The sequence below is a fragment of the Bradyrhizobium sp. BLXBL-03 genome, from assembly GCF_051853015.1.
In the GTDB taxonomy this organism is placed as follows: Bacteria; Pseudomonadota; Alphaproteobacteria; order Rhizobiales; family Xanthobacteraceae; genus Bradyrhizobium; species Bradyrhizobium manausense.
On the sequence record NZ_CP182470.1, the window covers coordinates 1,500,870 to 1,520,044 of the forward strand.

19 protein-coding genes are annotated in these 19,175 nt (G+C 62.7%); 2 read left to right on the plus strand and 17 right to left on the minus strand.

The annotated features are described in order from the left end of the window. Positions 1–180: 180 nt before the first annotated feature. The 16 genes from ACNJX9_RS07160 to ACNJX9_RS07235 all read right to left on the minus strand — a co-directional run bounded on the left by ACNJX9_RS07160 (position 181) and on the right by ACNJX9_RS07235 (position 16,809). Positions 181–921, minus strand: a complete 741-nt coding sequence (locus ACNJX9_RS07160; RefSeq protein ID WP_439408266.1) for an outer membrane protein — start codon at positions 919–921, stop codon at positions 181–183. Positions 922–1,122: 201 nt separating this feature from the next. Then, positions 1,123–2,181, minus strand: coding sequence for a UDP-glucuronic acid decarboxylase family protein (locus tag ACNJX9_RS07165; RefSeq protein ID WP_439408267.1), 1,059 nt, complete (start codon positions 2,179–2,181; stop codon positions 1,123–1,125). A 10-nt stretch (positions 2,182–2,191) separates the two neighbouring features. Further along, positions 2,192–3,316, minus strand: a complete 1,125-nt coding sequence (locus ACNJX9_RS07170; RefSeq protein ID WP_439408268.1) for a CgeB family protein — start codon at positions 3,314–3,316, stop codon at positions 2,192–2,194. Further along, entirely contained in the window at positions 3,313–4,401 is a 1,089-nt protein-coding gene (locus tag ACNJX9_RS07175) for a CgeB family protein (RefSeq protein WP_439408269.1), read from the minus strand. Before ACNJX9_RS07175 ends, ACNJX9_RS07170 begins: the two co-directional genes overlap by 4 nt. Beyond that, the gene (locus ACNJX9_RS07180; RefSeq protein WP_439408270.1) at positions 4,398–5,528 is read right to left on the minus strand and encodes a CgeB family protein; all 1,131 of its coding nucleotides are present in this window, start codon (positions 5,526–5,528) and stop codon (positions 4,398–4,400) included. The genes ACNJX9_RS07175 and ACNJX9_RS07180 overlap by 4 nt, the downstream gene beginning before the upstream one ends. Further along, positions 5,525–6,634, minus strand: coding sequence for a glycosyltransferase family 4 protein (locus ACNJX9_RS07185; RefSeq protein ID WP_439408271.1), 1,110 nt, complete (start codon positions 6,632–6,634; stop codon positions 5,525–5,527). Before ACNJX9_RS07185 ends, ACNJX9_RS07180 begins: the two co-directional genes overlap by 4 nt. Next, entirely contained in the window at positions 6,631–7,917 is a 1,287-nt protein-coding gene (locus tag ACNJX9_RS07190) for a TIGR04295 family B12-binding domain-containing radical SAM protein (protein ID WP_439408272.1), read from the minus strand. The genes ACNJX9_RS07185 and ACNJX9_RS07190 overlap by 4 nt, the downstream gene beginning before the upstream one ends. Next, positions 7,914–8,978, minus strand: coding sequence for an NAD-dependent epimerase/dehydratase family protein (locus tag ACNJX9_RS07195; RefSeq protein ID WP_439408273.1), 1,065 nt, complete (start codon positions 8,976–8,978; stop codon positions 7,914–7,916). Before ACNJX9_RS07195 ends, ACNJX9_RS07190 begins: the two co-directional genes overlap by 4 nt. Beyond that, positions 8,978–10,090, minus strand: coding sequence for an NAD-dependent epimerase/dehydratase family protein (locus tag ACNJX9_RS07200; RefSeq protein ID WP_439408274.1), 1,113 nt, complete (start codon positions 10,088–10,090; stop codon positions 8,978–8,980). The genes ACNJX9_RS07195 and ACNJX9_RS07200 overlap by 1 nt, the downstream gene beginning before the upstream one ends. A 210-nt stretch (positions 10,091–10,300) precedes the next feature. Beyond that, positions 10,301–11,506, minus strand: coding sequence for a phosphopentomutase (locus ACNJX9_RS07205; protein ID WP_439408275.1), 1,206 nt, complete (start codon positions 11,504–11,506; stop codon positions 10,301–10,303). Further along, the gene (locus ACNJX9_RS07210) at positions 11,494–12,447 is read right to left on the minus strand and encodes a beta-xylosidase (RefSeq protein ID WP_439408276.1); all 954 of its coding nucleotides are present in this window, start codon (positions 12,445–12,447) and stop codon (positions 11,494–11,496) included. Before ACNJX9_RS07210 ends, ACNJX9_RS07205 begins: the two co-directional genes overlap by 13 nt. Next, positions 12,447–13,211, minus strand: a complete 765-nt coding sequence (locus ACNJX9_RS07215; protein ID WP_057752746.1) for a TIGR04290 family methyltransferase — start codon at positions 13,209–13,211, stop codon at positions 12,447–12,449. Before ACNJX9_RS07215 ends, ACNJX9_RS07210 begins: the two co-directional genes overlap by 1 nt. After that, the gene (locus tag ACNJX9_RS07220; RefSeq protein ID WP_057752744.1) at positions 13,208–14,011 is read right to left on the minus strand and encodes a nucleotidyltransferase family protein; all 804 of its coding nucleotides are present in this window, start codon (positions 14,009–14,011) and stop codon (positions 13,208–13,210) included. Before ACNJX9_RS07220 ends, ACNJX9_RS07215 begins: the two co-directional genes overlap by 4 nt. A gap of 1 nt (position 14,012) precedes the next feature. Next, positions 14,013–15,116 carry a CgeB family protein gene (locus ACNJX9_RS07225; protein ID WP_057752742.1) on the minus strand — a complete coding sequence of 368 codons (1,104 nt, stop codon included), beginning with the start codon at positions 15,114–15,116 and terminating at the stop codon, positions 14,013–14,015. After that, entirely contained in the window at positions 15,113–15,709 is a 597-nt protein-coding gene (locus tag ACNJX9_RS07230) for a histidine phosphatase family protein (RefSeq protein WP_439408277.1), read from the minus strand. The genes ACNJX9_RS07225 and ACNJX9_RS07230 overlap by 4 nt, the downstream gene beginning before the upstream one ends. Further along, the gene (locus tag ACNJX9_RS07235; protein WP_439408278.1) at positions 15,709–16,809 is read right to left on the minus strand and encodes an inositol-3-phosphate synthase; all 1,101 of its coding nucleotides are present in this window, start codon (positions 16,807–16,809) and stop codon (positions 15,709–15,711) included. Before ACNJX9_RS07235 ends, ACNJX9_RS07230 begins: the two co-directional genes overlap by 1 nt. A gap of 288 nt (positions 16,810–17,097) precedes the next feature. Between ACNJX9_RS07235 and ACNJX9_RS07240 the strand changes: the two genes are divergently transcribed. Then, complete coding sequence (locus ACNJX9_RS07240; RefSeq protein WP_439408279.1) at positions 17,098–17,385, plus strand: hypothetical protein; 288 nt, start codon at positions 17,098–17,100, stop codon at positions 17,383–17,385. A 169-nt stretch (positions 17,386–17,554) separates the two neighbouring features. After that, positions 17,555–18,307 carry a hypothetical protein gene (locus tag ACNJX9_RS07245; RefSeq protein WP_439408280.1) on the plus strand — a complete coding sequence of 251 codons (753 nt, stop codon included), beginning with the start codon at positions 17,555–17,557 and terminating at the stop codon, positions 18,305–18,307. Here the strand turns inward: ACNJX9_RS07245 and ACNJX9_RS07250 are convergent. Further along, positions 18,304–19,086 (minus strand): Crp/Fnr family transcriptional regulator, encoded by a 783-nt coding sequence (locus ACNJX9_RS07250; protein WP_439408281.1) that lies wholly within the window; start codon positions 19,084–19,086, stop codon positions 18,304–18,306. The genes ACNJX9_RS07245 and ACNJX9_RS07250 overlap by 4 nt on opposite strands. Positions 19,087–19,175: the final 89 nt, after the last annotated feature.

Genomic DNA, 19,175 nt, shown 5'->3' on the forward strand with positions numbered 1-19,175 from the left:
GCCGATCTTGGAGCTGCAACTGTCGCGAACGCCGAAAGTGCCTGATCGAGCGCGGCTACGACGAGGCCGACGATCCGTTTCGAAACAAGGAGTCAAAATAGGTCATGAAGTAGAGGCCATTTGACAGAAAAAGCCCCGCGTGAGCGGGGCTTTGAGTTGATTGGAATGGGACGTCTTCGCTCAGTATCTGGCGACGACCGGACCCCCGAAGCGGTAGTTCAGACGACCCAGGATCAGATCGGTGTCACCGCCGGTCGAGAAGCCGGTCAGGCTGCCGCCGCCCGGGATGGTGAACGTCGCACCATGACGGTTCTCGAAGATGTGGTCGTACTCGACGCCGAGCGACCAGTTCTGGGCGAATGAGAACTCGAGGCCGGCGCCGACCGTGCCGCCGAGACGGGTGCCGTAGCCGGTCTCCGAAGCGAGTGCGCCGCCAGCCGTAAGGAACTGATAGTTCCGGTCGGTGATCGAAGCGCCGCCCTTCACGTAGAGCAGGACGTTGTTCCAGGCGTAACCGACCTGGCCGGTGAACAGGCCGAATGCGTCCATCTTCGAGCGGACCGTACCGCCGGGGACGACGAGGTTGCCGGTGCTGCCGGAGATGTCGGCCCAATTGCCCTGGGCCTCAAGTCCGAACACCCAGCCCGCGGATTGCCAGCGATAGCCGACCTGGCCGCCGACCGTGCCGCCGTTCGCATTGTAGCTGCCGACCAGGGTTGCCGTCGGGTCGAACACGCGGCGGTCATGGCTTTGTCCCCAACCGCCGTTGATGCCGATGTAGAAACCACTCCAGTCGTAGACCGCGGCAACGACCGCGGGTGGCGCCTTGGTATAGGGTCGCGCAGCGAGGTCCGCGGCGGAAGCCGACGACGCTCCGATGATCAAAGCGCCGAATGCGGCCGAAGCCAAAAGCTTGTTCATTTTCATTTGTTCCATCAGGTCTTGAGCAATCCCCACCCTGCGAGGACCGTATCGGGCAATCAGCGCGGTGGCTGTAGCTGCGCGACCACACATGTGAACGCATTTCGGATTAACATATGTTGCGATGGAACAATCGCGATCGAGTTCCAATGTGGTTGCGCGCGCCAGCACAATATCCCGCGTGGCGGCGAACCTTCGCCGCTACTCGGCGATGGTCATGCGATTGCGTGCTCCACGTCCTGGCCGGCGCGTTGCGATAACGGGAACGAGCGTGGGCGAGTCTGACGCGATGCGAAGTGCGAAATAAGCAATCGTTGCCTTGAGGCCGTCCTCGAGCGCGACGCGCGGTCGCCATCCCAGGATCCGCGTCGCGGTATCGATCACCGGCTTGCGGCGCTTCGGATCGTCCTTTGGAAGCGCCTCGAAGCGGAGTGGCGAGTTGGATGCGGTGCAGGCGAGCACCTCGCGCGCGATGGTCTCGATGGTGATTTCATGGGGATTGCCCAGATTGCACGGCCCGGTGATGGACGGCGGGCTCTCCATCAGGAGCTGAAGCCCACGAACGAGATCGTCGATGAAACAGAAGCTCCTGGTCTGACTGCCGCTTCCGTAAATCGTGATCGGCTCGCCACGAAGCGCCTGCACGATGAAGTTGGAAACGACGCGCCCGTCGTTCTCCAACATGCGCGGGCCATAGGTGTTGAAGATTCGCGCGACCTTGATCTCGACGCCGTGGGTGCGCTGGTAGTCGAACATCAACGTCTCCGCTGCCCGCTTGCCCTCGTCGTAACAGGCGCGTGGCCCGATCGGGTTGACGTTGCCGAGATAGGATTCGGGTTGCGGATGAATTTCCGGGTCGCCGTACACCTCACTGGTCGAAGCCTGGAGAATCCGGGCGTCCTTCAGGCGCGCAAGCTCGAGCAGGTTGATTGCTCCGAGCACGCACGTTTTCATCGTGCCGATCGGATCCTTCTGATAGTGCCGCGGCGAGGCCGGGCAGGCAAGACTGTAAACCCGGTCAACCCTGTCTTCGATCGCGATGGGATCACGCACGTCATGCTCGATGAAGCGAAAGTTCGGGTGGTTCAGCAACGGCCGAATGTTGTCGATGCTGCCAGTGAAGAGGTTGTCGAGGCAGATGACGGTCTTGCCGCGTTGCAGGAGAGCATCGCAAAGATGCGATCCGATGAAGCCGGCTCCGCCCGCGACCAGGACAGTCGTCGCGCGCTCGCCGGAGGGAATGATGGCATTGAATGTCATGACGGGCCTTTCAAATCTCTGCAACCTGCATCGGACGGGAGGCGGGAAATTGGGTGGTCTTTCGACGGCGGTGCGCCAAAGCCTCGGCGTAATAGCCTTCCAGCTGCCGAGCGCGGTGATCGGACGTGTGATCGCGAAGCACGCGACGGCGCGCCTGCTCCGCGATGCTCCGCCGTCGGTCCTCGGGCATGTCGCGGAGGATTTCGAGGACCTCGCGCGGGCCTGATGCCAGCAAGATTTCGCGGGACGGCTCAAAGACGGTCTCGAGTCCCGGCCATCGGTCCGAAATGACCGGGGTGCCGCAGGCCGCTGCTTCGAACAACCGAACGCTCGGCGAGAAGCCCAGCGCCTTCATATCAGCGCGGGTGGCGTTCAGGGTAAACCGCTGCTCGGCATAGAACGCGGGATGCCGATCGGGCGAAAGGTGCTCGATGCGGCTGACATTACCGGGCCACACGGTCCCCTCAGGGTATTGCGCGCCGGCAACGACGAATTGTTCCGAGCCAAGCTTGCGAGCCGGGGTGATCAGCAGTTGCTCGAGTACCGGCTGTCGGTCGTCGCTATAGGTGCCGAGATAGCCGAGCGTCCAGCGATTCCTGGCGACTTGCGGCCTGTAGATATCGGTATCGGCGCTGCAATAGAGAGTCCGGGCGAGCGGGCTGCCGTAGCGTTTCTCGATCGTTTGCGGCACCGGTCCGCCAGCGAAGGAAAGATAGAGGTCGAAGCGAGGAATCATCGCAGCCGAGAGATATTCCAGGCCGTGCTCGAGGCGTGCAAGCGTGACCGGAGTGTCGATGTCGTAGAAGGCGGTGATCCCGCGCGCATGGGTCGTGACCCATTCGCTGATGGCAATGCCGTCCGGGACATAGGAGCCAATGACGACCAGATCGGCGTTCCGGACCAGGCCGCCAAAGCGCCGTGGAAGGTCCTTCAGCGATTGATAGAGCTCGACCCGCCAGGACGCAGGGTTCGTCACATCGCGGTGATCGCGATACCAGGGAGCGTCGCGCTCGAGGAACGTGACGTGATGACCGCGTCGCGCCAAGGCCTCGATCAGGGCGCGATAGGTCGTGGCGTGACCATTGCCCCATGACGAAGTGACCGAGAGACCGATGACGACGATGTTGAGGTTCATTCTGCTGCCTCGATTTGCGAGCTGCTTCCTGTGAAGAGTTCGTTGAACTGGCGCGCGCGATGGCGATAGGTGTGTAGACTGAGGATCCGGGCGCGGGCGCGATCGGCAATGGCGCGGGCGCGGTCCGGGCTGAGCGCCGCGAGGTGGCTCGCAACTTCGCCGCCGTTCGCCGCGACCAGAACCTCCAAACCTGGCTCGAGGAAGTGATCGATGCCCTTCCAGCAGTCGGTGATCAGGCAGGCGCCTGCGCCGATCGCCTCGAACACCCGCGTCGGCGGCGAGAAGCCGAAGCGTGCCATGCTGTCGCGATTGACATTCAGGGTGGCGAGAGCGGAGCCGAAAAAGGCATTATGCGCACCGGTGCCGACGTGGCCCACCTTGCGAAGGTTGCTGGACGTGTTCTTGGTCTCCCAGCCGGAGCCGCCAAGCACGAACGTCTTGCTTGGCAGGTCGCGCGCGACATCGAGAAAGAAATGCTCGACCCTCTGTTCGCGATCGGGCAGGCGATTGGCCAAAAGGCTGAGATCGCAGGTGAAGCCCGGCTCCGCTGGCGACGGAAAATGGGTGCGGGGATCAAGCGCGTTATAGATTGGCACGCAGTCCTGCGCGCCCATGGCGCGATAGGCAGCCACGACACCATCGCCGCCGCCGTAGGTCAGGACGATGTCGTAGGATGGAATAGCGCGGCGCAGATGATGATGCGGATCGCTTGCGATCGCTTCCAGCGTGGCGGGCGCATCGACATCCCAATAGACACGCACGATCCGGGAGGGCAGGGCGGCAACCGCGGTTTCCAGCTCTTGATCGAACACACCGACGCCGCTCGCCTTGATCACCATGTCGGCCGATCGGGCGGCCGTATCGAGCGAATTGCGCCAGCCGTCGGTCGTCGCCGGATAGACGACGACCTGGGCCCAGTGCGGATCGTCGATGTCGCGATGAGCCTGCCGCTCGAAGGCGTCAGGCTCGAAGAAAGTGATCTCGTGGCCGAGCGCCGCAATCTCCTTCAGCATGCCACGGTAATAGGTGGCGGCGCCGTTCCAGTACGAGGAGACAAGGCTTGATCCGAAGAAGCTGATCTTCATGCGGAGGCTCCGATATATCGCAATGGCGGTGACGAGGCATCGGAAGCACGGATCGCCTCAACGATCCCGACGAGTTGTTGCGCGCGATGCCGGCAAGTATGCCGCTCCCGGATGGCGCGGAGGCCTGTCGCTACCAACGCCGAAGACAGCTCGCGATCATCGAGGACGGCACGAAGCTTGCGGCTCATGTCAGCGCCATGCGCCGCCGTGAGATATGCGCCGTCGGGAAACAGCTCCTCTGCGTCAGACCAGGGTGCCGAAACCAGAGGGATGCCGCAGGCCAGCGCCTCGAACACACGGATCGTTGGGATGCCGGGAAGCAATCGGACATACGGGCCGCGCGGCACGTGGATGGTGGCGCGTGCGCCGGCGAAGGCGACGGGAGCCCAGTGGGCGGGAAGCCAGCCGCCATACCGGATACCGGCGGTCCGGATCGTGTAGATGGCGTCGTCCGAATAGCGCACGCCATAGACGCTTGCCTGCAGGCTCAGCTCGGCGACGGGATCGACCAGAAATTCGTTGAGTTCGGCGCTGCGTTCTCCATCGCCCCAATTCCCGATCCAGACCAGATCTTCGGCGCGTTCAACATCGGGAATGGGACGATACAAGGCGACATCCGCCGCCTCGTGCCAGGTATAGGCGCGGTTGCCCCAACCGAGTTTCATGTAGATTTGACGGAGGACCTCGCCAAAGGCGAGAACGCCGTCAAACGCATCCAGGTCGAACTGCGCGAGTTCATCCGGCGCCGTGACCGCTCGATGGTGCGTGTCGTGAAACAGCAGAGTAAAGGGCGTACCGTGGACGCGCCTGCGTCCGACCCGCTCGATCACATCGGGCGAATTCCACTCATGCACAATGACGAGATCGGCGCCATCAAGCGCTTCGTCGAAGTCGAGCGCGGCGTCGTAGCGACGAACGGAGACGCCAGGGAAAAGCCGGCCGACGTCTTGTATGGCCTCGCCGCCGATTTCGCGGATCGCATTCAGCCGGCTCCATCCGTCGATCGGCTCGAACACCACGACCTCATGGCCGAGCGCGGCCAGCTCGCGGGCGTAACCCCGCAGGAAGTGAGCATTGCCATTGTTCCAGCAGGACGTGAACGCGTGATAAAACAGAACACACTTCATGCGCGCACCTCGATGCGGCTGTGCGGTGCTGACGCACGCTCTGAGGTGAGCAGCTCCTCATAGAGCTTGAGATAGGCACTCGTGGTGCGTGCCAGTGAATACGTCAGGGAATGTTCGTACGCGCGGCGCTGCAATTGTGCCCTTTCGAGATCATCAGAACAGAGATCAGCCAAGAGTCTGTGCAGTGTTGGGCTGTCGGAAGGATCGAAGAACAGCGCTGCTCCACTCCATAATTCCCGGAAGGTCGGTATATCGGAGAGGACGAGCGCGCAGCCGGCTGCGGCAGCTTCCAGAACGGAGAGACCAAACGGCTCGTAGCGTGCGGGGCTCGCAAAGATCGCTGCGTGCTGGAGCCGTTCATGCAAGTCAGGCTGCGGTAACTGTCCGAGCCAGGTGATGTCAGGCGAATCTGTGCCGCCGGGGCCGGCGACGTGAACCGGCCAGTCGAGACCAGGAGCCGCGGCCGCCAACGTCTCGATATTCTTGGCGCGATCCCAGAGGCGGCCCGCGGCCAGGATCAACTCGCGCTTGCGATGGGGTAGATCCCCGGGGGCAATACCGTTCCAGATCACCGCGCCAGGCGACGAAGGGTGATAGATCTTAACGATGTCATCATGGAAAGACTGGCTCGGGCAAACCCAGGCCCGGGCGCTGTCGAGTGCCGAGGCGACCGCCTCAGTATAGCGATTCCATCGGGGCTCGTTGAGCCAGGCCGTATCCCGGCAGGCCAGCGCCCACGAATTGACGCAGGAGTGCGCCACGACAACCGTCGGCACGCTCCATCGGAATGTCGCCTCCCGAAAGCTGTTGAGGTGAACGATATCGGGTCTGAATTGGATTTCGAGTTCGGCGAGGATACGCTTTGCGTGGGCAAGATCGTGACCTTCCGGATCCTGCCATTCAAGCGCCAGATCTGTCTCGATCAACCGCACGCGCGAGCCGCAAAACATCTCGCGCTGATCGGCGCGCGGAGGTGGACCTATTGTCACCAAGGTGACGTTGGCGCCGGATGCCGCTAGACTTGAGGCGAGCGCGGAAGCATAGGTCCACACGCCGCCGACCGTATCAGCCGTCATCAGGATGTTGATGGCTGAAGCCGCGCTCATGATGCCACCTGGAGTTCGAGAGCCTCGAGCGGGGCTGGCCGATCGTTCTGCACGTCGCTGAACTGATCGAACATCGCCAGATAGTGGCGGTGGGCGCGCTCCCAGGCGAAATCGTCAGCTTCCCCCCAGAGCTTTCGATAATCTGGCGAGCCAGGATACGGATAAAGCGGGACCGGATCGTTCGCCCAGATCCCCGCATCCTGCATCTTGCGGCGCCAGCGCTGTACAACAGGATCCTCGTCTTCGGGCACCTCGATCAGGTTTGCTTGCACGAAGGGCACGTGACGACGAGCTTCGACCAGACGATCGGCGAGCTGGTCGGTGGTCATCTTGCAGTTCTTGGCGAGCGCGGCGCGTCCCTCGACGGTGAGACTCTCGACCCCGGCCTCGATCGAGACGCAACCGGCGCGGCCGAGCAAAGCGAGCATGTCCGGCTTCCACAGATCGATGCGGGTCTGCACGCCGAACTTGAGGCCCCGCGTGCTCAGCCCGTCCAGCAGCTCGGGATTGGGCAGGAAGATCTCGTCGATGAAGTAGACATATTGGACGCCTTGTCCGCGCAGGCGATCGATCTCGTCGAGAATGATGGCGGGCGGCCGCTTGCGATAGGCATTGCGGAAATTCTCCTTGGCGCAGAAGGTGCAGCTGTATGGGCATCCCCGCGACGCCTCGACCTCTGCGCCGGGGCCTGCCGGCTCGGCCTCGAAACGGTGATGATGGTGATGATGACGCCGGATCATCTCATCCGGCCAGTCGAGCGCTGGCTGATCGCTGAAGTCGACCGCCTGCGGGCCGCCAATGACCCGGACCGAGGCGCCGTCCGCAAAGCACAGGCCGGGAAAATCGCTTTCGCCATTGGCGAGGCGCAGCAAGGATGCCTCGCACTCGCCCATCACGACGATGTCGACGGCGAGCTTCCTGAGAGCCGCCCGCGGCGTCGTCGAGCCATGCGGCCCGACCGCGACCAGGGTCGGCGCAAGATCCCGTACCGCCAATGCAAGCTCCTGCGGCACGCGCAGTTCCGGCGGTGCGCAGCGCCAGAACAGGTAGGTCGGCGCTGTGCTGATGACGATCAGGTCGGGGCCGAACGCGCTCAGCTCGGCTTCTATGTTCTGGAATGAAAGATCGAACATGTGTGCATCGAGCAGCAGCGTCCGATGCCCTGCCGCCTTCAGGTGATGCTCGGAGATCCCGAGTTCGAGCGGAAGGTGGGGGGAACGGCAGCCGAAATAGATGCTGCCGCCAAAATCCCAATTCGGATTGATCAGCGCCACGCGCGTCATGCGAGAGCCTCGCGGCTGTCGTGAGCTGCTCCGAAGCGAGTGTCCAGCCAGGCGTGGAGAGAGCGAAGGCCCTCGGCGAAGGGGACCTGCGGCGACCATCCGAGCGCGGTCGACAGCGCATGCGTATCGGTGACGTACCAGGGCTGGTCGCCCGGACGCCAATCGGCAAAGCGGTAAGTGACCTCGCGGCCGGTCAATTCGGCAATGTGGTCGATGAGCTCGCGAAGGCTGACCGCATTTGCGGAGCCGCCACCGAGATTGAACACGCGTCCCCGCGCGAGTGCGATCCGGTCAAGCACCGCAAGCCACGCAGCCGTCGCATCCGACACATGCAAGGCGTCGCGAACTTGATGGCCGTCGCCATAGATCGTGATTGGCTTGCCGCGGATCGCGCTCAGCAGGAAATGCGCGATCCAGCCTTGGTCCTCGGTGCCGAACTGGCGCGGTCCGTAGATGCAGCTCATCCGCATCACCACGGTCTGAAGGCCGTAGACCCGTGCATAGTCGTGGACGTACTGGTCCGCCGTTCCCTTGGAGCAGCCATACGGACTGTAGAAATCGAGCGGTGCGTTCTCGGAGATGCCATCCGCCAGCCGAGGGCTGGTAGGCGTATAGCGGCGGCCGCTGAGCGTGATCTCGCCGTCCTCGATCAGGCGGCCATAGACCTTGTTGGTAGACGCGAACACGACCGGCGCGGTGCTGTTGTGCAGCCGGACCGCTTCGAGCACGTTGAGGGTACCGTGTGCGTTGATCTCGAAATCGGCAGCCGGGTCGCTGACGCTGTCGGTGACGGCGACCTGGGCCGCCAGATGCAGCACGGCGCGTGCCTCGCGCACGGCATCGATCACGGGAATTGGCTCTCTGATGTCGGCGACCGTGATGGTGACGAGATCGCCATATCTGGCCTTCAGCCATTGTGCGTTCTCGCGCACGCCGGCACGGGCCAGGTTGTCCAGAACCAGGACTCGCTCCCCGCGGTGGGCCAGCCGGTCGGCGAGATTGCAGCCGATGAAGCCGCAGCCACCGGTGATCAGGACGGGCCTGTTGTCTCGCTCATTCATCACGCGACCAATCCTCGTTGCAGCAGTTCCTGGGTCGCCCGCTCGGCCTGGTCGTCGGCGATCTGGTCGGCGAGATAGTCCGCGAGCTCCTTGAGGCCATCTTTGAAGGCGACGTGCGGCTCGAAGCCGAGGAGATCGCGCGACTTGCCGATATCGGCGAAGCAGTGCCGGATGTCACCTGCACGGTACTTTCGCGTGATCTCCGGGGCGATGTCGCTGCGGCCCATGACCTCTGCGAGGTCCTCCGCAACCGACAGGATGGTCCGGCTTTGGCCCGAACCGATGTTGAAGACATCCTGCGTTTGCTCCGCTTCCAGGGCAATGCGACAGGCACGCGCGACGTCGTGGACGTGGACGAAGTCGCGCCGTTGTTCGCCGTCCTCGAACACGAGCGGTGGCCGTCCGTTGAGCAGGCGTGCGGCAAAGATCGCGAGCACGCCTGTGTATGGATTCGACAGGGCCTGGCGCGGGCCAAACACGTTGAAGAAGCGCAGCGCCACGGTCGGGATCCCGTAAGCCTTGCCTGTGATCAGGCACATGCGCTCCTGCGCAAACTTGTTCAGGGCATATACCGAGCTAAGCGAGGGCAACTTGCTTTCCGGGGTCGCCACCGGGATGAGCGGATCGCCTGCCCTGTCGCGCAACTCCCACTCACCGCTGCGGAGCTGCTTGATCGAACGTTCGTCGGAGGAGACGACGCTTTGATCGGGCCTGCGATAGAGCCCTTCGCCGTAGATGCTCATGGAAGAGGCGACCACAAGCCGCTCGACCGGACGCTTCGACAGCGCCTGAAGCAGCACAGCGGTACCGAGCTCATTGGTTCGTACATAGGGCTCGATGTCGTACATGCTCTGCCCCACGCCGACCGCGGACGCCAGATGCAGGACCATGTCGGCGCCGCGCAGGGCGTGTTCTACGGCGACGCTGTCGGTGACGTCACCCACTATGAGTTCGGCATCGTCGGCGAGATATGAGGGGCGCTGGCGGTTGCCGCCGTGGACTTGGGGCGAGAGGTTGTCGAGCAGGCGGATCTCGTAGCCGGCGGCGAGCAGCACATCCGCCGCATGAGAGCCGATGAAGCCGGCGCCCCCTGTGATCAATACTCGCGTCATTCACCGCTCCGTACAACCGCGAGACCGACCCACCCGGGACCGGTCGATGATGTCTGGTGAAGCGCACTTGCTGGGTGGTCGGACGACCCGCGCGCCGGTCACGTTTGGAGTCAGAAGCGATGCAAGGAATGTTCGTTCCTCGAAAATGTACAAACGAATATTTCTCTAACCTGGATCAATAACCGAGGTGAATCGGCGGGCTGCCGGTGGCTAGAAGTGCGCCCCGCGAAGGGCGGCGGGCAGGCCGAGATGCCTTGCCGCGGTCGCGCCGATATCGGCAAAGCCGGTACGCTTGCCGATTGGCGAAGATGATTGCGTCGGCCAGGCAAGGATCGGCACCTGTTCGCGGGTGTGATCGGTGCCGCTCCAGGTCGGATCGCAACCGTGATCGGCGGTGACGATCAGAAGGTCACCGCTTCGCAGGCAGGACAATAACTCCGGGAGGCGTTCGTCGAAGGCTTCGAGTGCCGCGGCATAGCCGGTCACGTCGCGGCGATGGCCGTGGAGCGTGTCGAAATCGATGAAGTTGGCGAACAGTAGTCCTTCGTCCGCCAGGCTCGCCAGCCCTTTCAGGGTGGCATCGAACAGCGCCATGTTGCCGTCGCCCCGCATGTTTCGCCCGGTCCCGCGATGGGCGAAGATGTCGTCGATCTTGCCGATCGTCACGATGTCGCGACCGGCGCTTGTGGCGAGGTCGAGGATTGTGCTTCCGGGCGGCGGTACGGAAAAGTCGCGACGGTGCGCGGTCCGCTTGAAATCGCGCGCGGTTGTGCCGGCGAATGGCCTCGCAATGACGCGGCCGATCTTGAGGGGATCGATCAGCCGCCTCGCAATCGCGCAGATGCCGTAGAGACGTTCGAGGCCGAAAGTCTCCTCATGTGCCGCGATCTGGAACACGCTGTCGGCGGACGTGTAGCAGATCGGCATTCCCGTCTGCATGTGCCGCTCGCCGAACTCGGCAATGATCTCGGTCCCCGAGGCGTGGCAATCTCCGAGGATGCCAGGCAATCCGGCTTGCTCGCACAAGCCTTTCGTCAATTCTGCGGGAAAGCACGGCCTCGTGCGCGGGAAATAGCCCCAGTCGAACGGGACGGGTACACCGGCGATCTCCCAATGTCCTGAGGGCGTGTCCTTGCCCTTCGAAATCTCGCTGGCGCATCCGAATTGTCGGTGCTGCACCTGAGCCTCCAGTCCCGGCGGTACGCGCCCCGTGGCGAGGCGGCAGGCCTCCCCGAGGCCGAGCGCCACGAGATTGGGAATCCGGAGCGGCCCCTCGCGCACGTTGCTGTCGGCGTGTCCAGCCGTGCAGGCTTCCGCGATGTGACCGACGGTATCGGCGCCTTCGTCGTCGTAGCGGGCCGCATCCGGCGCGCCGCCGATGCCGACGGAATCCATGACCAGGATCAGGGCACGCATGTTGGCTCTGCGATGGGAGGATCAGCCGAGGCCGGGGAAGATGCAACACCGGTTCTGGTACAGTAGCGATCGACCATCGACGCGCAGAAATCGGCAAATTCATTGACGTCCAGCGGCGGGCTGGTGTGATGAGGCTCTATGCCCCGATGTTCGGGCGTGAAGCAGAACGTGACCGTGACCTGGAACTCCGCTAACGCCTCCATCTGGCGGTCAAACCAGTCGAGCGCATTGGGGCGGAAGCTGTCGGCCCATGACAGACCGGTCCGCAAGTGAGTCACCCCAAGACGGTGCATCCAGTGCACTGCGTCGTGGAGGCGGTGATCCTCGAAATGGAACCACTGGCAGAGGCCCATGGCGGGCGCATAGGCGCAGAACAGATCGGCGGCGGCTTTGGGCGTGCCGTCCTCGCGCAGCAGGCCCATGTGGAAATGCCGGTAGTAGGAGGAGCCTTCGGCTTCCTTGTGTCGCGTCGTCGCCTCCCAGGCAGAAGGAAGGTCGAAAAGGCTGTACCAATGGATACGCGGAGCCCGGCCGATCAGCAGCTCGGCGGTGCGCGACAGGCCCCAGGCTTGCACCTCTTCGGCGCCGAACGAGGAGACGCCGACCTCCGTCACCCACACGGGCAAGTTGCTGACGGCCTTGATCTCCTCGAGTTTGGCGGGCCACTCACCGATCTGCCACAGGTTCCAGTCGAGCGGAAAGCCGTGCACGGCGACCGCATCAAAATGGTCGAGCACGCCGCGGCTTTGCATGTTGCGCATGAAGGACGGATCGATCGGCGAGATGCCGCCGAGAACGATGGGAAGTAGGGGCCTCGTACTGCGGATCGCCTTTCCCGCTGCGGCGGCAAGGTTTGCGAACATAACCCACTCCGGGTCGATCAGGAGATCCCAGTGCGACTTGTTGTTCGGTTCGTTCCAGATCTTGGCCGCCTCGATCATCAGCTTGTGCTCCGGGATGGATAGACGGGCCCGTCGATCTGTGGCCGTTCCGTTCGCTTGCAGAGATAGACTTCCTCTTCCGGATGCGCGGCGATGGCAAAGCCGGCGCTGCGCAGCATGGCCTCGACGCAGGCCCGGTTCGGCACCCACCAATTGGTGGGGTCGTCGGCATATTTGTGCTCGATGAAGTGCAGCCTGGGATAGCCGGCCGAATCGAACTGGCCGGTGGTCCAGAAATCGTAGTTCTTCTCGACCGCGTCGACATGACTGGCGCCGCGCTGCATCGACTGGAACAGCAGAAGATCCTTGGCGACGTGCTCGTGGATGAGATCCAGCGCCAGCAGCGGATGACGCAAATGATACAGCACGCCCATGAAGATCACGAGATCGAACTTTTCATGGAGCTGCCCGACATCATAGGCCGACATCTTGCGGAATTCGATCCTGAGACCGTTCACTTCGGCGGCGAAGCGCGCCTGAGCAAGGTATTCGTCGTCGGTGTCGAGCCCGAGCACACGCTCGGCGCCCCGCCGCTTCATCTCCATGGCATAGAATCCGGCGTTGCAGCCGAGATCGAGCACGGTCTTGCCTTCAAGGCGGTCCGGAATGATTCCCGAGAAGCGCCGCCATTTCACATTGGGATAGTCGCCGAGAAAGTGGCTCGGTGCGGTCGGCACGCCGTTGAGGTCGAGGTTGTGAAACCAGGGGCCGAGCGCGTCGACGCGCCTGCGGATTTCCTCACGCGTGAGCAGCGCTCCAGTCATGCGGTCGCTCCATTGTCCATTGCATGGGGCGGTCGAGCCCCATCGGACGAGACGCCGGCCCGCAACCGCGACCGGCTGTCGGTGCCTTCGGCTAGAAGAGCCATCGCGGTGCGATAGCCGTCGACGGTCCCGACATCGACATAGGATTCGCCAGCCCTGATCCCGATGCCGAGGCCGCCTGCCTGGAGATAGGCGTTGACGAGCGTCCCAAAATACTCGTCGCGTTGGTCTCGTTCGTTCCAGAGCGCGTGCAATTCGCGAAAGCCGGTGGCCGACATTCGGAACGCACCCCAGATCCACCGCGACGTCGGCTTCGGCTGCTTGACCTGGATCTCCCGCACATTGTCGCCATCGAGCACGACGGCGTCGAAGAATTCCGGGCGCTCGACGGGAAAGAGCAGAAATGAGAGGTCGGCATCGGGCAAGGCCTGCAACGCGGCTTTTGGAAACCAGACGGTGTCGGGCAGGCCGACGACTACGTCTTCATCACGGCCAACGACGGTGCCGGCCTTGAAGACGGCGTCGCACAGCCCGGAGGCGTCCGGCTGGACGACATAGGCGAGCTGGGCACTGCCGTAGTGATCGCCGAAATATTCGAGAATGTCGGACTTGCCCGGCGAGATCACGAAGCAGATCTTGTCCGCGCCGCCGAGGATCAGGCGCTCCAGCAGATACTCGGAGACCGCGCAGGGCCGCTCGGTGCCATCGTCGCGCCGACTGCCCACGGGCAGCAGCTCCTTGGAAAAAGCCAGCGGCTGGATACGACTGCCGCGGCCTGCGGCCGGCACGATGCCCCACATGTCAGGCCTCCTCGGATTGCTGGCGACACGCGCCGCTCGATACCGCCTGCTCGAGCAGTGCCACCAGCTCGCGCGCGCGTTTGTCGGATGTATGCTGTTCCATCGTCCGCTCATAGGCGCGCCCGGCGATGCACTGCAGGTCGGAGCTCGACATCGCCAACGCGCCCAAGGTGTCCTGCGCATCGTGGGCGATCAGGATCTCGCTGCCGGGTGTGAAGAACTCCTCGATGCCCGGCCAGTCGTCGCTCAGGAGCGGAACGCCGCAGGCCGCCGCCTCGAACAGACGGCCGGAGGGGCACCAGCCCATCTCCGCCATGGCGTTGCGTGTCACATTGAGGGTCAGGCGAGAGGACGCAAAGAAGGGCGCATGCTCCGATGGCGGCAGATGCCGCACGAAATAGATGTTAGGCGACCACGGAAAGTCGTCAGGATATTGCGCTCCGCCAATCAGGAAACGCAGGTCTTGCCGCGCTCTCGCCGGTTCGACGAACAGCGCCTGGAGCCCGCGCTGCCGGTCTTCGGAATAGGTGCCGAGATAAGACAGATCCGTGCAATAGCGTGGCTCAGGCGGCACCGGGCGGTGAATATCGCTATCGACGTGGCCGTACAGAGGACGGATATCGCGGGCGGCGAGCCGGTCGCGAAATTCCTGGACGACGCGTGGTCCGCCGGTGAAGCTGAGGACGAGCGCGAAATCGCGTAAACCTCGCGTGCCGATATAAGCAACGGATTCTCCCGCGATCAGCCGCGCCAGCGTGATCGGTGTATCCAGATCATAGAAGACGGGAATGGCGCGACCTTCCGACATGATCAGGTCGGTGGCCGCAATTGCGTCGGGACAGTAGGACGTCACGATCGCGACATCGGCATCCGCGATGTCATTGCGGGCGAGGGAGCGGGTCTCCTCCCAATTCGAAAAAAGCCGCAGCTGACCACCGGGCAACTCATTGAAGTCCCGGGCACCGGCATAGTAGGACACGTCGCGCTCGTAGAAGACGACGGTGTGGCCGAGGCGCGTCAGATGTTTGCAGAGGCCGCGCCAGAGCGTCGCGTGGCCGTTGCCCCAGGAGGAGGAGATGGCCAGGCCGAAAATGACGATCTTCACGCCGGCACCCGCTGGTTGATCCCGGTGATTGTGATCCCGCTGATGTCTATGCTCAACGTGCTGATGCTGGATGGTTCAATGTCGATCGACAGGAAGTCGTCCAGGCGCTTGCGTGCGTAGTGCAGAATTGCCGCACGAATGGGTTCGGCATGACTGACCGCGATCACCGTGTCTGCGACGCTATCGCGGCGGAGTTGTTCAAGATGGCCGACAACGCGCCTCTGTAGCGATCTCATGGTCTCGCCCCCCGGTGGACGACTGCTGCCGCGGTACCTGTTCCAGCGCGACCACTGAGCGTCCCGATGGAGATCTTCGAACGATCGCCCGGTCCATTCGCCATAGTCGAGTTCGTCCAGTGCTGGGACGATCTCGATCGGCAGTCCAAAGTGCGCCGCCAGGATACTGGCGGACTGGATGCAGCGCTGTTGGGGGCTCGACTGGATCAGCGCCGGTTGCGGTGTCACTGTGGCTGCGCAACGCGCGATTTCTTCGCAACCGATGTCGTCGAGCACAACGCCGCCCATCCGGCCGCACAGCGTGCGCCCAAGCTGGGCATGGTGGCCATGGCGGAGAAGATGAATAACACGTGCCATTAGACGCATGCCTTGTCGTCGATGAAGGCGCGTGTTCGCCGTCCGGCTTCTTCGTCCGTGAATTGCTGCGGCGGCGATTTCATGAAGTAGCTTGACGGGCCCGTGAGGGCGCCGCCCTGGCCGCGATCCATCGCAAGCTTGGCGCAACGGACCGCATCGATCACGACGCCGGCCGAATTTGGTGAGTCCCAGACCTCGAGTTTGACCTCGGCGCTCAGGGGAACGCCGCCGAAGGTCGTGCCTTCAAGCCGGATGAATGCGAGCTTGCGGTCGGTCAGCCAGGGAATGTGATCGCTTGGGCCGACATGAATATTGTCGGCATCCATAGGGACGTCAAACTGACTGGTGACGGCCTGGGTTTTCGAAATCTTTTTCGAGGCCAGCCGCTCGCGCTCGAGCATGTTCTTGAAGTCAGTATTGCCGCCGACGTTGAGCTGATAAGTGCGGTCGAGCCGCACGCCGCGGTCGCGAAACAGGTTTGCGAGCAAGCGATGCAAGATGGTGGCGCCGACCTGGCTCTTGATATCATCGCCGACGATCGGAAGGCCGGCATCCTCGAACCGGCGCCTCCATTCGGGATTCGAGGCGATGAATACGGGAATGCAATTGACGTAAGCGCATCCCGCTTCGATCGCGCGCGCCGCGTACCATTCGCTGGCTCGCTGCGAGCCGACAGGGAGATAGGAGACCAGGACATCGGTGCGTGATTTGGCCAGGATTTCTGAGACATCGGCCTCCGGAACATCGGCAATCGGGACATCGTCCTTGAGATAATGCCCGATGCCGTCCATGACCGGGCCACGTTGAACAACCACGCCAGTCTGGTCGACATCGGCAAATCGATGCGTGTTGTTGGGAGCGGCAAAGATCGCGTCGGCGACGTCGTGCCCCACCTTGCTGGCATTGACATCGAAGGCGGATGCAATCTGGATGTCGCTGATGTGGTACCCTCCAAGATCAACGTTCATCAGGCCAGGCACGGGCTCGTTCGACTTGGCGTTCCGGTAGTACGTCAGTCCCTGGACGAACGAGCTGGCGCAATTGCCGACGCCGACGATGCCGACGCGAACGCGGCGCCTATCCTGAAGACGGGAATGCATGGCGTAAGACCTCCGGAAAGACGGGCGCGTCGAGGTAAGTAGATCGGCGAACGTGGCGGAAGGTATGTTCGTTCCTCCAGTACATGCACAGCGCTCGCGCTCCCGGGGATTCTCGGCAGAAAAAATGCGTCGCGCTTAACCTGGATTAGAATCCGCTGTCGGTGCGAAGGCACGACGATCATCCTGGATGAAGATGAAGAAGATGATGTTCGTCGGCAGCGCCGAAGTCGCGCAAGAACCAATCGGGCCCGCCGGCGTTCACCGAGCGACTAACGAGCGAGGTCCGTCATGTCATCCAAAACGCAGAACAGTGAAGCTCATCAAACCACAGATCATGCTGCCATCCGCAAATGGGTGGACGAGCGCGGCGGCCGACCGGCGACCGTCAAGTCGACCGAGGAGGATGGGCACGCCGGCATCCTCCGGATCGATTTCGACCCACCTGATGACGGTCTCGATCGCATCGGCTGGGACGAATTCTTCGAGAAGTTCGACGAGGCAGGCATCGCGTTCCTGCACCAGGATCGGACCAAGGAAGGTAAGCTAAGCCGCTTCCACAAGTTCGTCCGGCGTTAGTGGTTGTATGCCGGTGAGCGGATGGACCGAGGCGATGCGGGCGGGCGACTTCGCTGTCGCGTGGAGGATCACCGACCGGGACCTTCGGACATTTGCGTATGCTCCCAAGCACATAGGCCCGCGCCATCTTCAGCGAATTTGGCGCGGCGAGCCGTTCGCGGACAGGGACGTGCTCGTGCGGTGCTATCACGGGCTCGGTGATACCATCCAGTTTCTCCGCTTCATGCGGCCCCTTGGCGAGCTTGCGCGCAGCGTCACGGTCTGGTGCCAAGAAGAGCTTTTGCCGTTGGTCGAGCGCACGGCAGGCGTCGATCGCGCGTTTGCACTCCATGATGGCGCACCCGAAGCGAAGTTCGAGGTCGACATCGAGATCATGGAGGTGCCGCATGCGCTGAGGGTTAGCTGTGAGCAGGTCGGGATGCGCGCGCCCTATTTGGAGCTGCCGCGCCAGGATGCGGCGGCAGATCTTGACCGCGAAGGCTTCTCTGTCGGCTTGGTGTGGCAGGTTGGGGAATGGGACAAGAGACGTGCGATTCCAAGCCATTTGCTGCGTTCTCTCGCCGTTCCGGGTGTAACGCTCCACGCCCTCCAGAGCGGAGCGCGGAAGGAGGAGCTTGACCGTATCGGTGCGCGCGACATCAGCACGCCTGGAATCGCGGATCTCGGGCATGTCCTGAACCAGCTCGACCTGGTCATTTGCGTCGATACCATGGTCGCACATCTTGCAGGCGCACTCGGACGGGAAGCGTGGGTGTTGCTGCACACCGACTGCGACTGGCGCTGGCCCCTGTCAGGGGATCGTTCGATTTGGTATCCGAGTATGCGGCTGTTTCACCAGACAAGACCTGGCGATTGGACCGATGTTGTCACGGAGGTCGCGGTCAAGCTGAGCGCCCGGGCGCAATTCGACAAACTCGGCTAAGCCAAGGCGATATCAGCATTCGTCGAGCGTTGCGACTCCGGCCTCGCGTCTTGCCTCCGGGACCGAATGCCGAGATAGGAGGCATCGAAGTGCGCAAGTCTCACCAGTCCGGACCAGTCGGTGATCGTCAGGATCTTGTTCTGCCACTGCAGCATATTGCAGCGGCGCAGTTCCTGGATCGTGCGGTTCGCGTGGACGGGAGAAATGGCGCAAGCAGAGGCGAGATCCGATTGGGTAAACGGCGACGATAACCGGAAATCCGCCGCGACTCCGACACTTTGAAGACGCACAATGATCTCGCAGATCAAGTGTGCGACCCGCGTCAGCGCATCCCGGCTGCCGAGATTGACCGTCCAGTTGCGCTGCATCGCGTGTTCGGCAAGCAGCATCAGCAGCAAGGTCCGCGACAGAGCAGGCGACCGTGCGGCCAATTCGCGAAAAAATCGGTGTGGAACCTGCGCCACAACTGCTGGTCCAAGGGCAATGAGGTTGCCGTTGATGCGAGGCCGATAAAGTGTCTGCAGATCGGCGATGTCACCGGGGACCGAGATCGACGTGATCTGACCGTTCGACGCCTCGGGATCCTGCCAGGAGATATAGCCCTGGAGCAGCAGGGTGCATTGAGCGGCATCGTCGCCATGACGTAGAATCGGCTGATGCGGGCTGAAATGCGTGATCGTACTTGGCATGTCTACCAGCAAATCGAGGTCATCAGCCGTTAGCTCGCCGAGACTCGCCAAGCGGTCGGCGAGTTTTGAGAAAGCAAATCCTGCCTGCATGTACCGTCCAATCGCCCTGCCCAATACAAGTCTGCCGAAAAAGCAAAGGGCAGGCATTAACCTTTGATGCGTCGGCTCTCAATGATGAA

What these genes read in the sequence shown, in the direction of transcription:
- ACNJX9_RS07165 (WP_439408267.1), bottom strand. Translation starts at nt 2,181, where the DNA reads ATGACATTCAATGCCATCATTCCCTCCGGCGAGCGCGCGACGACTGTC.
- ACNJX9_RS07240 (WP_439408279.1), top strand. Translation starts at nt 17,098, where the DNA reads ATGTCATCCAAAACGCAGAACAGTGAAGCTCATCAAACCACAGATCAT.
- ACNJX9_RS07195 (WP_439408273.1), bottom strand. Translation starts at nt 8,978, where the DNA reads ATGAATGAGCGAGACAACAGGCCCGTCCTGATCACCGGTGGCTGCGGC.
- ACNJX9_RS07215 (WP_057752746.1), bottom strand. Translation starts at nt 13,211, where the DNA reads ATGACTGGAGCGCTGCTCACGCGTGAGGAAATCCGCAGGCGCGTCGAC.
- ACNJX9_RS07250 (WP_439408281.1), bottom strand. Translation starts at nt 19,086, where the DNA reads ATGCAGGCAGGATTTGCTTTCTCAAAACTCGCCGACCGCTTGGCGAGT.
- ACNJX9_RS07200 (WP_439408274.1), bottom strand. Translation starts at nt 10,090, where the DNA reads ATGACGCGAGTATTGATCACAGGGGGCGCCGGCTTCATCGGCTCTCAT.
- ACNJX9_RS07190 (WP_439408272.1), bottom strand. Translation starts at nt 7,917, where the DNA reads ATGACGCGCGTGGCGCTGATCAATCCGAATTGGGATTTTGGCGGCAGC.
- ACNJX9_RS07210 (WP_439408276.1), bottom strand. Translation starts at nt 12,447, where the DNA reads ATGATCGAGGCGGCCAAGATCTGGAACGAACCGAACAACAAGTCGCAC.
- ACNJX9_RS07180 (WP_439408270.1), bottom strand. Translation starts at nt 5,528, where the DNA reads ATGAAGTGTGTTCTGTTTTATCACGCGTTCACGTCCTGCTGGAACAAT.
- ACNJX9_RS07185 (WP_439408271.1), bottom strand. Translation starts at nt 6,634, where the DNA reads ATGAGCGCGGCTTCAGCCATCAACATCCTGATGACGGCTGATACGGTC.
- ACNJX9_RS07235 (WP_439408278.1), bottom strand. Translation starts at nt 16,809, where the DNA reads ATGCATTCCCGTCTTCAGGATAGGCGCCGCGTTCGCGTCGGCATCGTC.
- ACNJX9_RS07170 (WP_439408268.1), bottom strand. Translation starts at nt 3,316, where the DNA reads ATGAACCTCAACATCGTCGTCATCGGTCTCTCGGTCACTTCGTCATGG.
- ACNJX9_RS07205 (WP_439408275.1), bottom strand. Translation starts at nt 11,506, where the DNA reads ATGCGTGCCCTGATCCTGGTCATGGATTCCGTCGGCATCGGCGGCGCG.
- ACNJX9_RS07160 (WP_439408266.1), bottom strand. Translation starts at nt 921, where the DNA reads ATGAACAAGCTTTTGGCTTCGGCCGCATTCGGCGCTTTGATCATCGGA.
- ACNJX9_RS07230 (WP_439408277.1), bottom strand. Translation starts at nt 15,709, where the DNA reads ATGGCACGTGTTATTCATCTTCTCCGCCATGGCCACCATGCCCAGCTT.
- ACNJX9_RS07175 (WP_439408269.1), bottom strand. Translation starts at nt 4,401, where the DNA reads ATGAAGATCAGCTTCTTCGGATCAAGCCTTGTCTCCTCGTACTGGAAC.
- ACNJX9_RS07220 (WP_057752744.1), bottom strand. Translation starts at nt 14,011, where the DNA reads ATGTGGGGCATCGTGCCGGCCGCAGGCCGCGGCAGTCGTATCCAGCCG.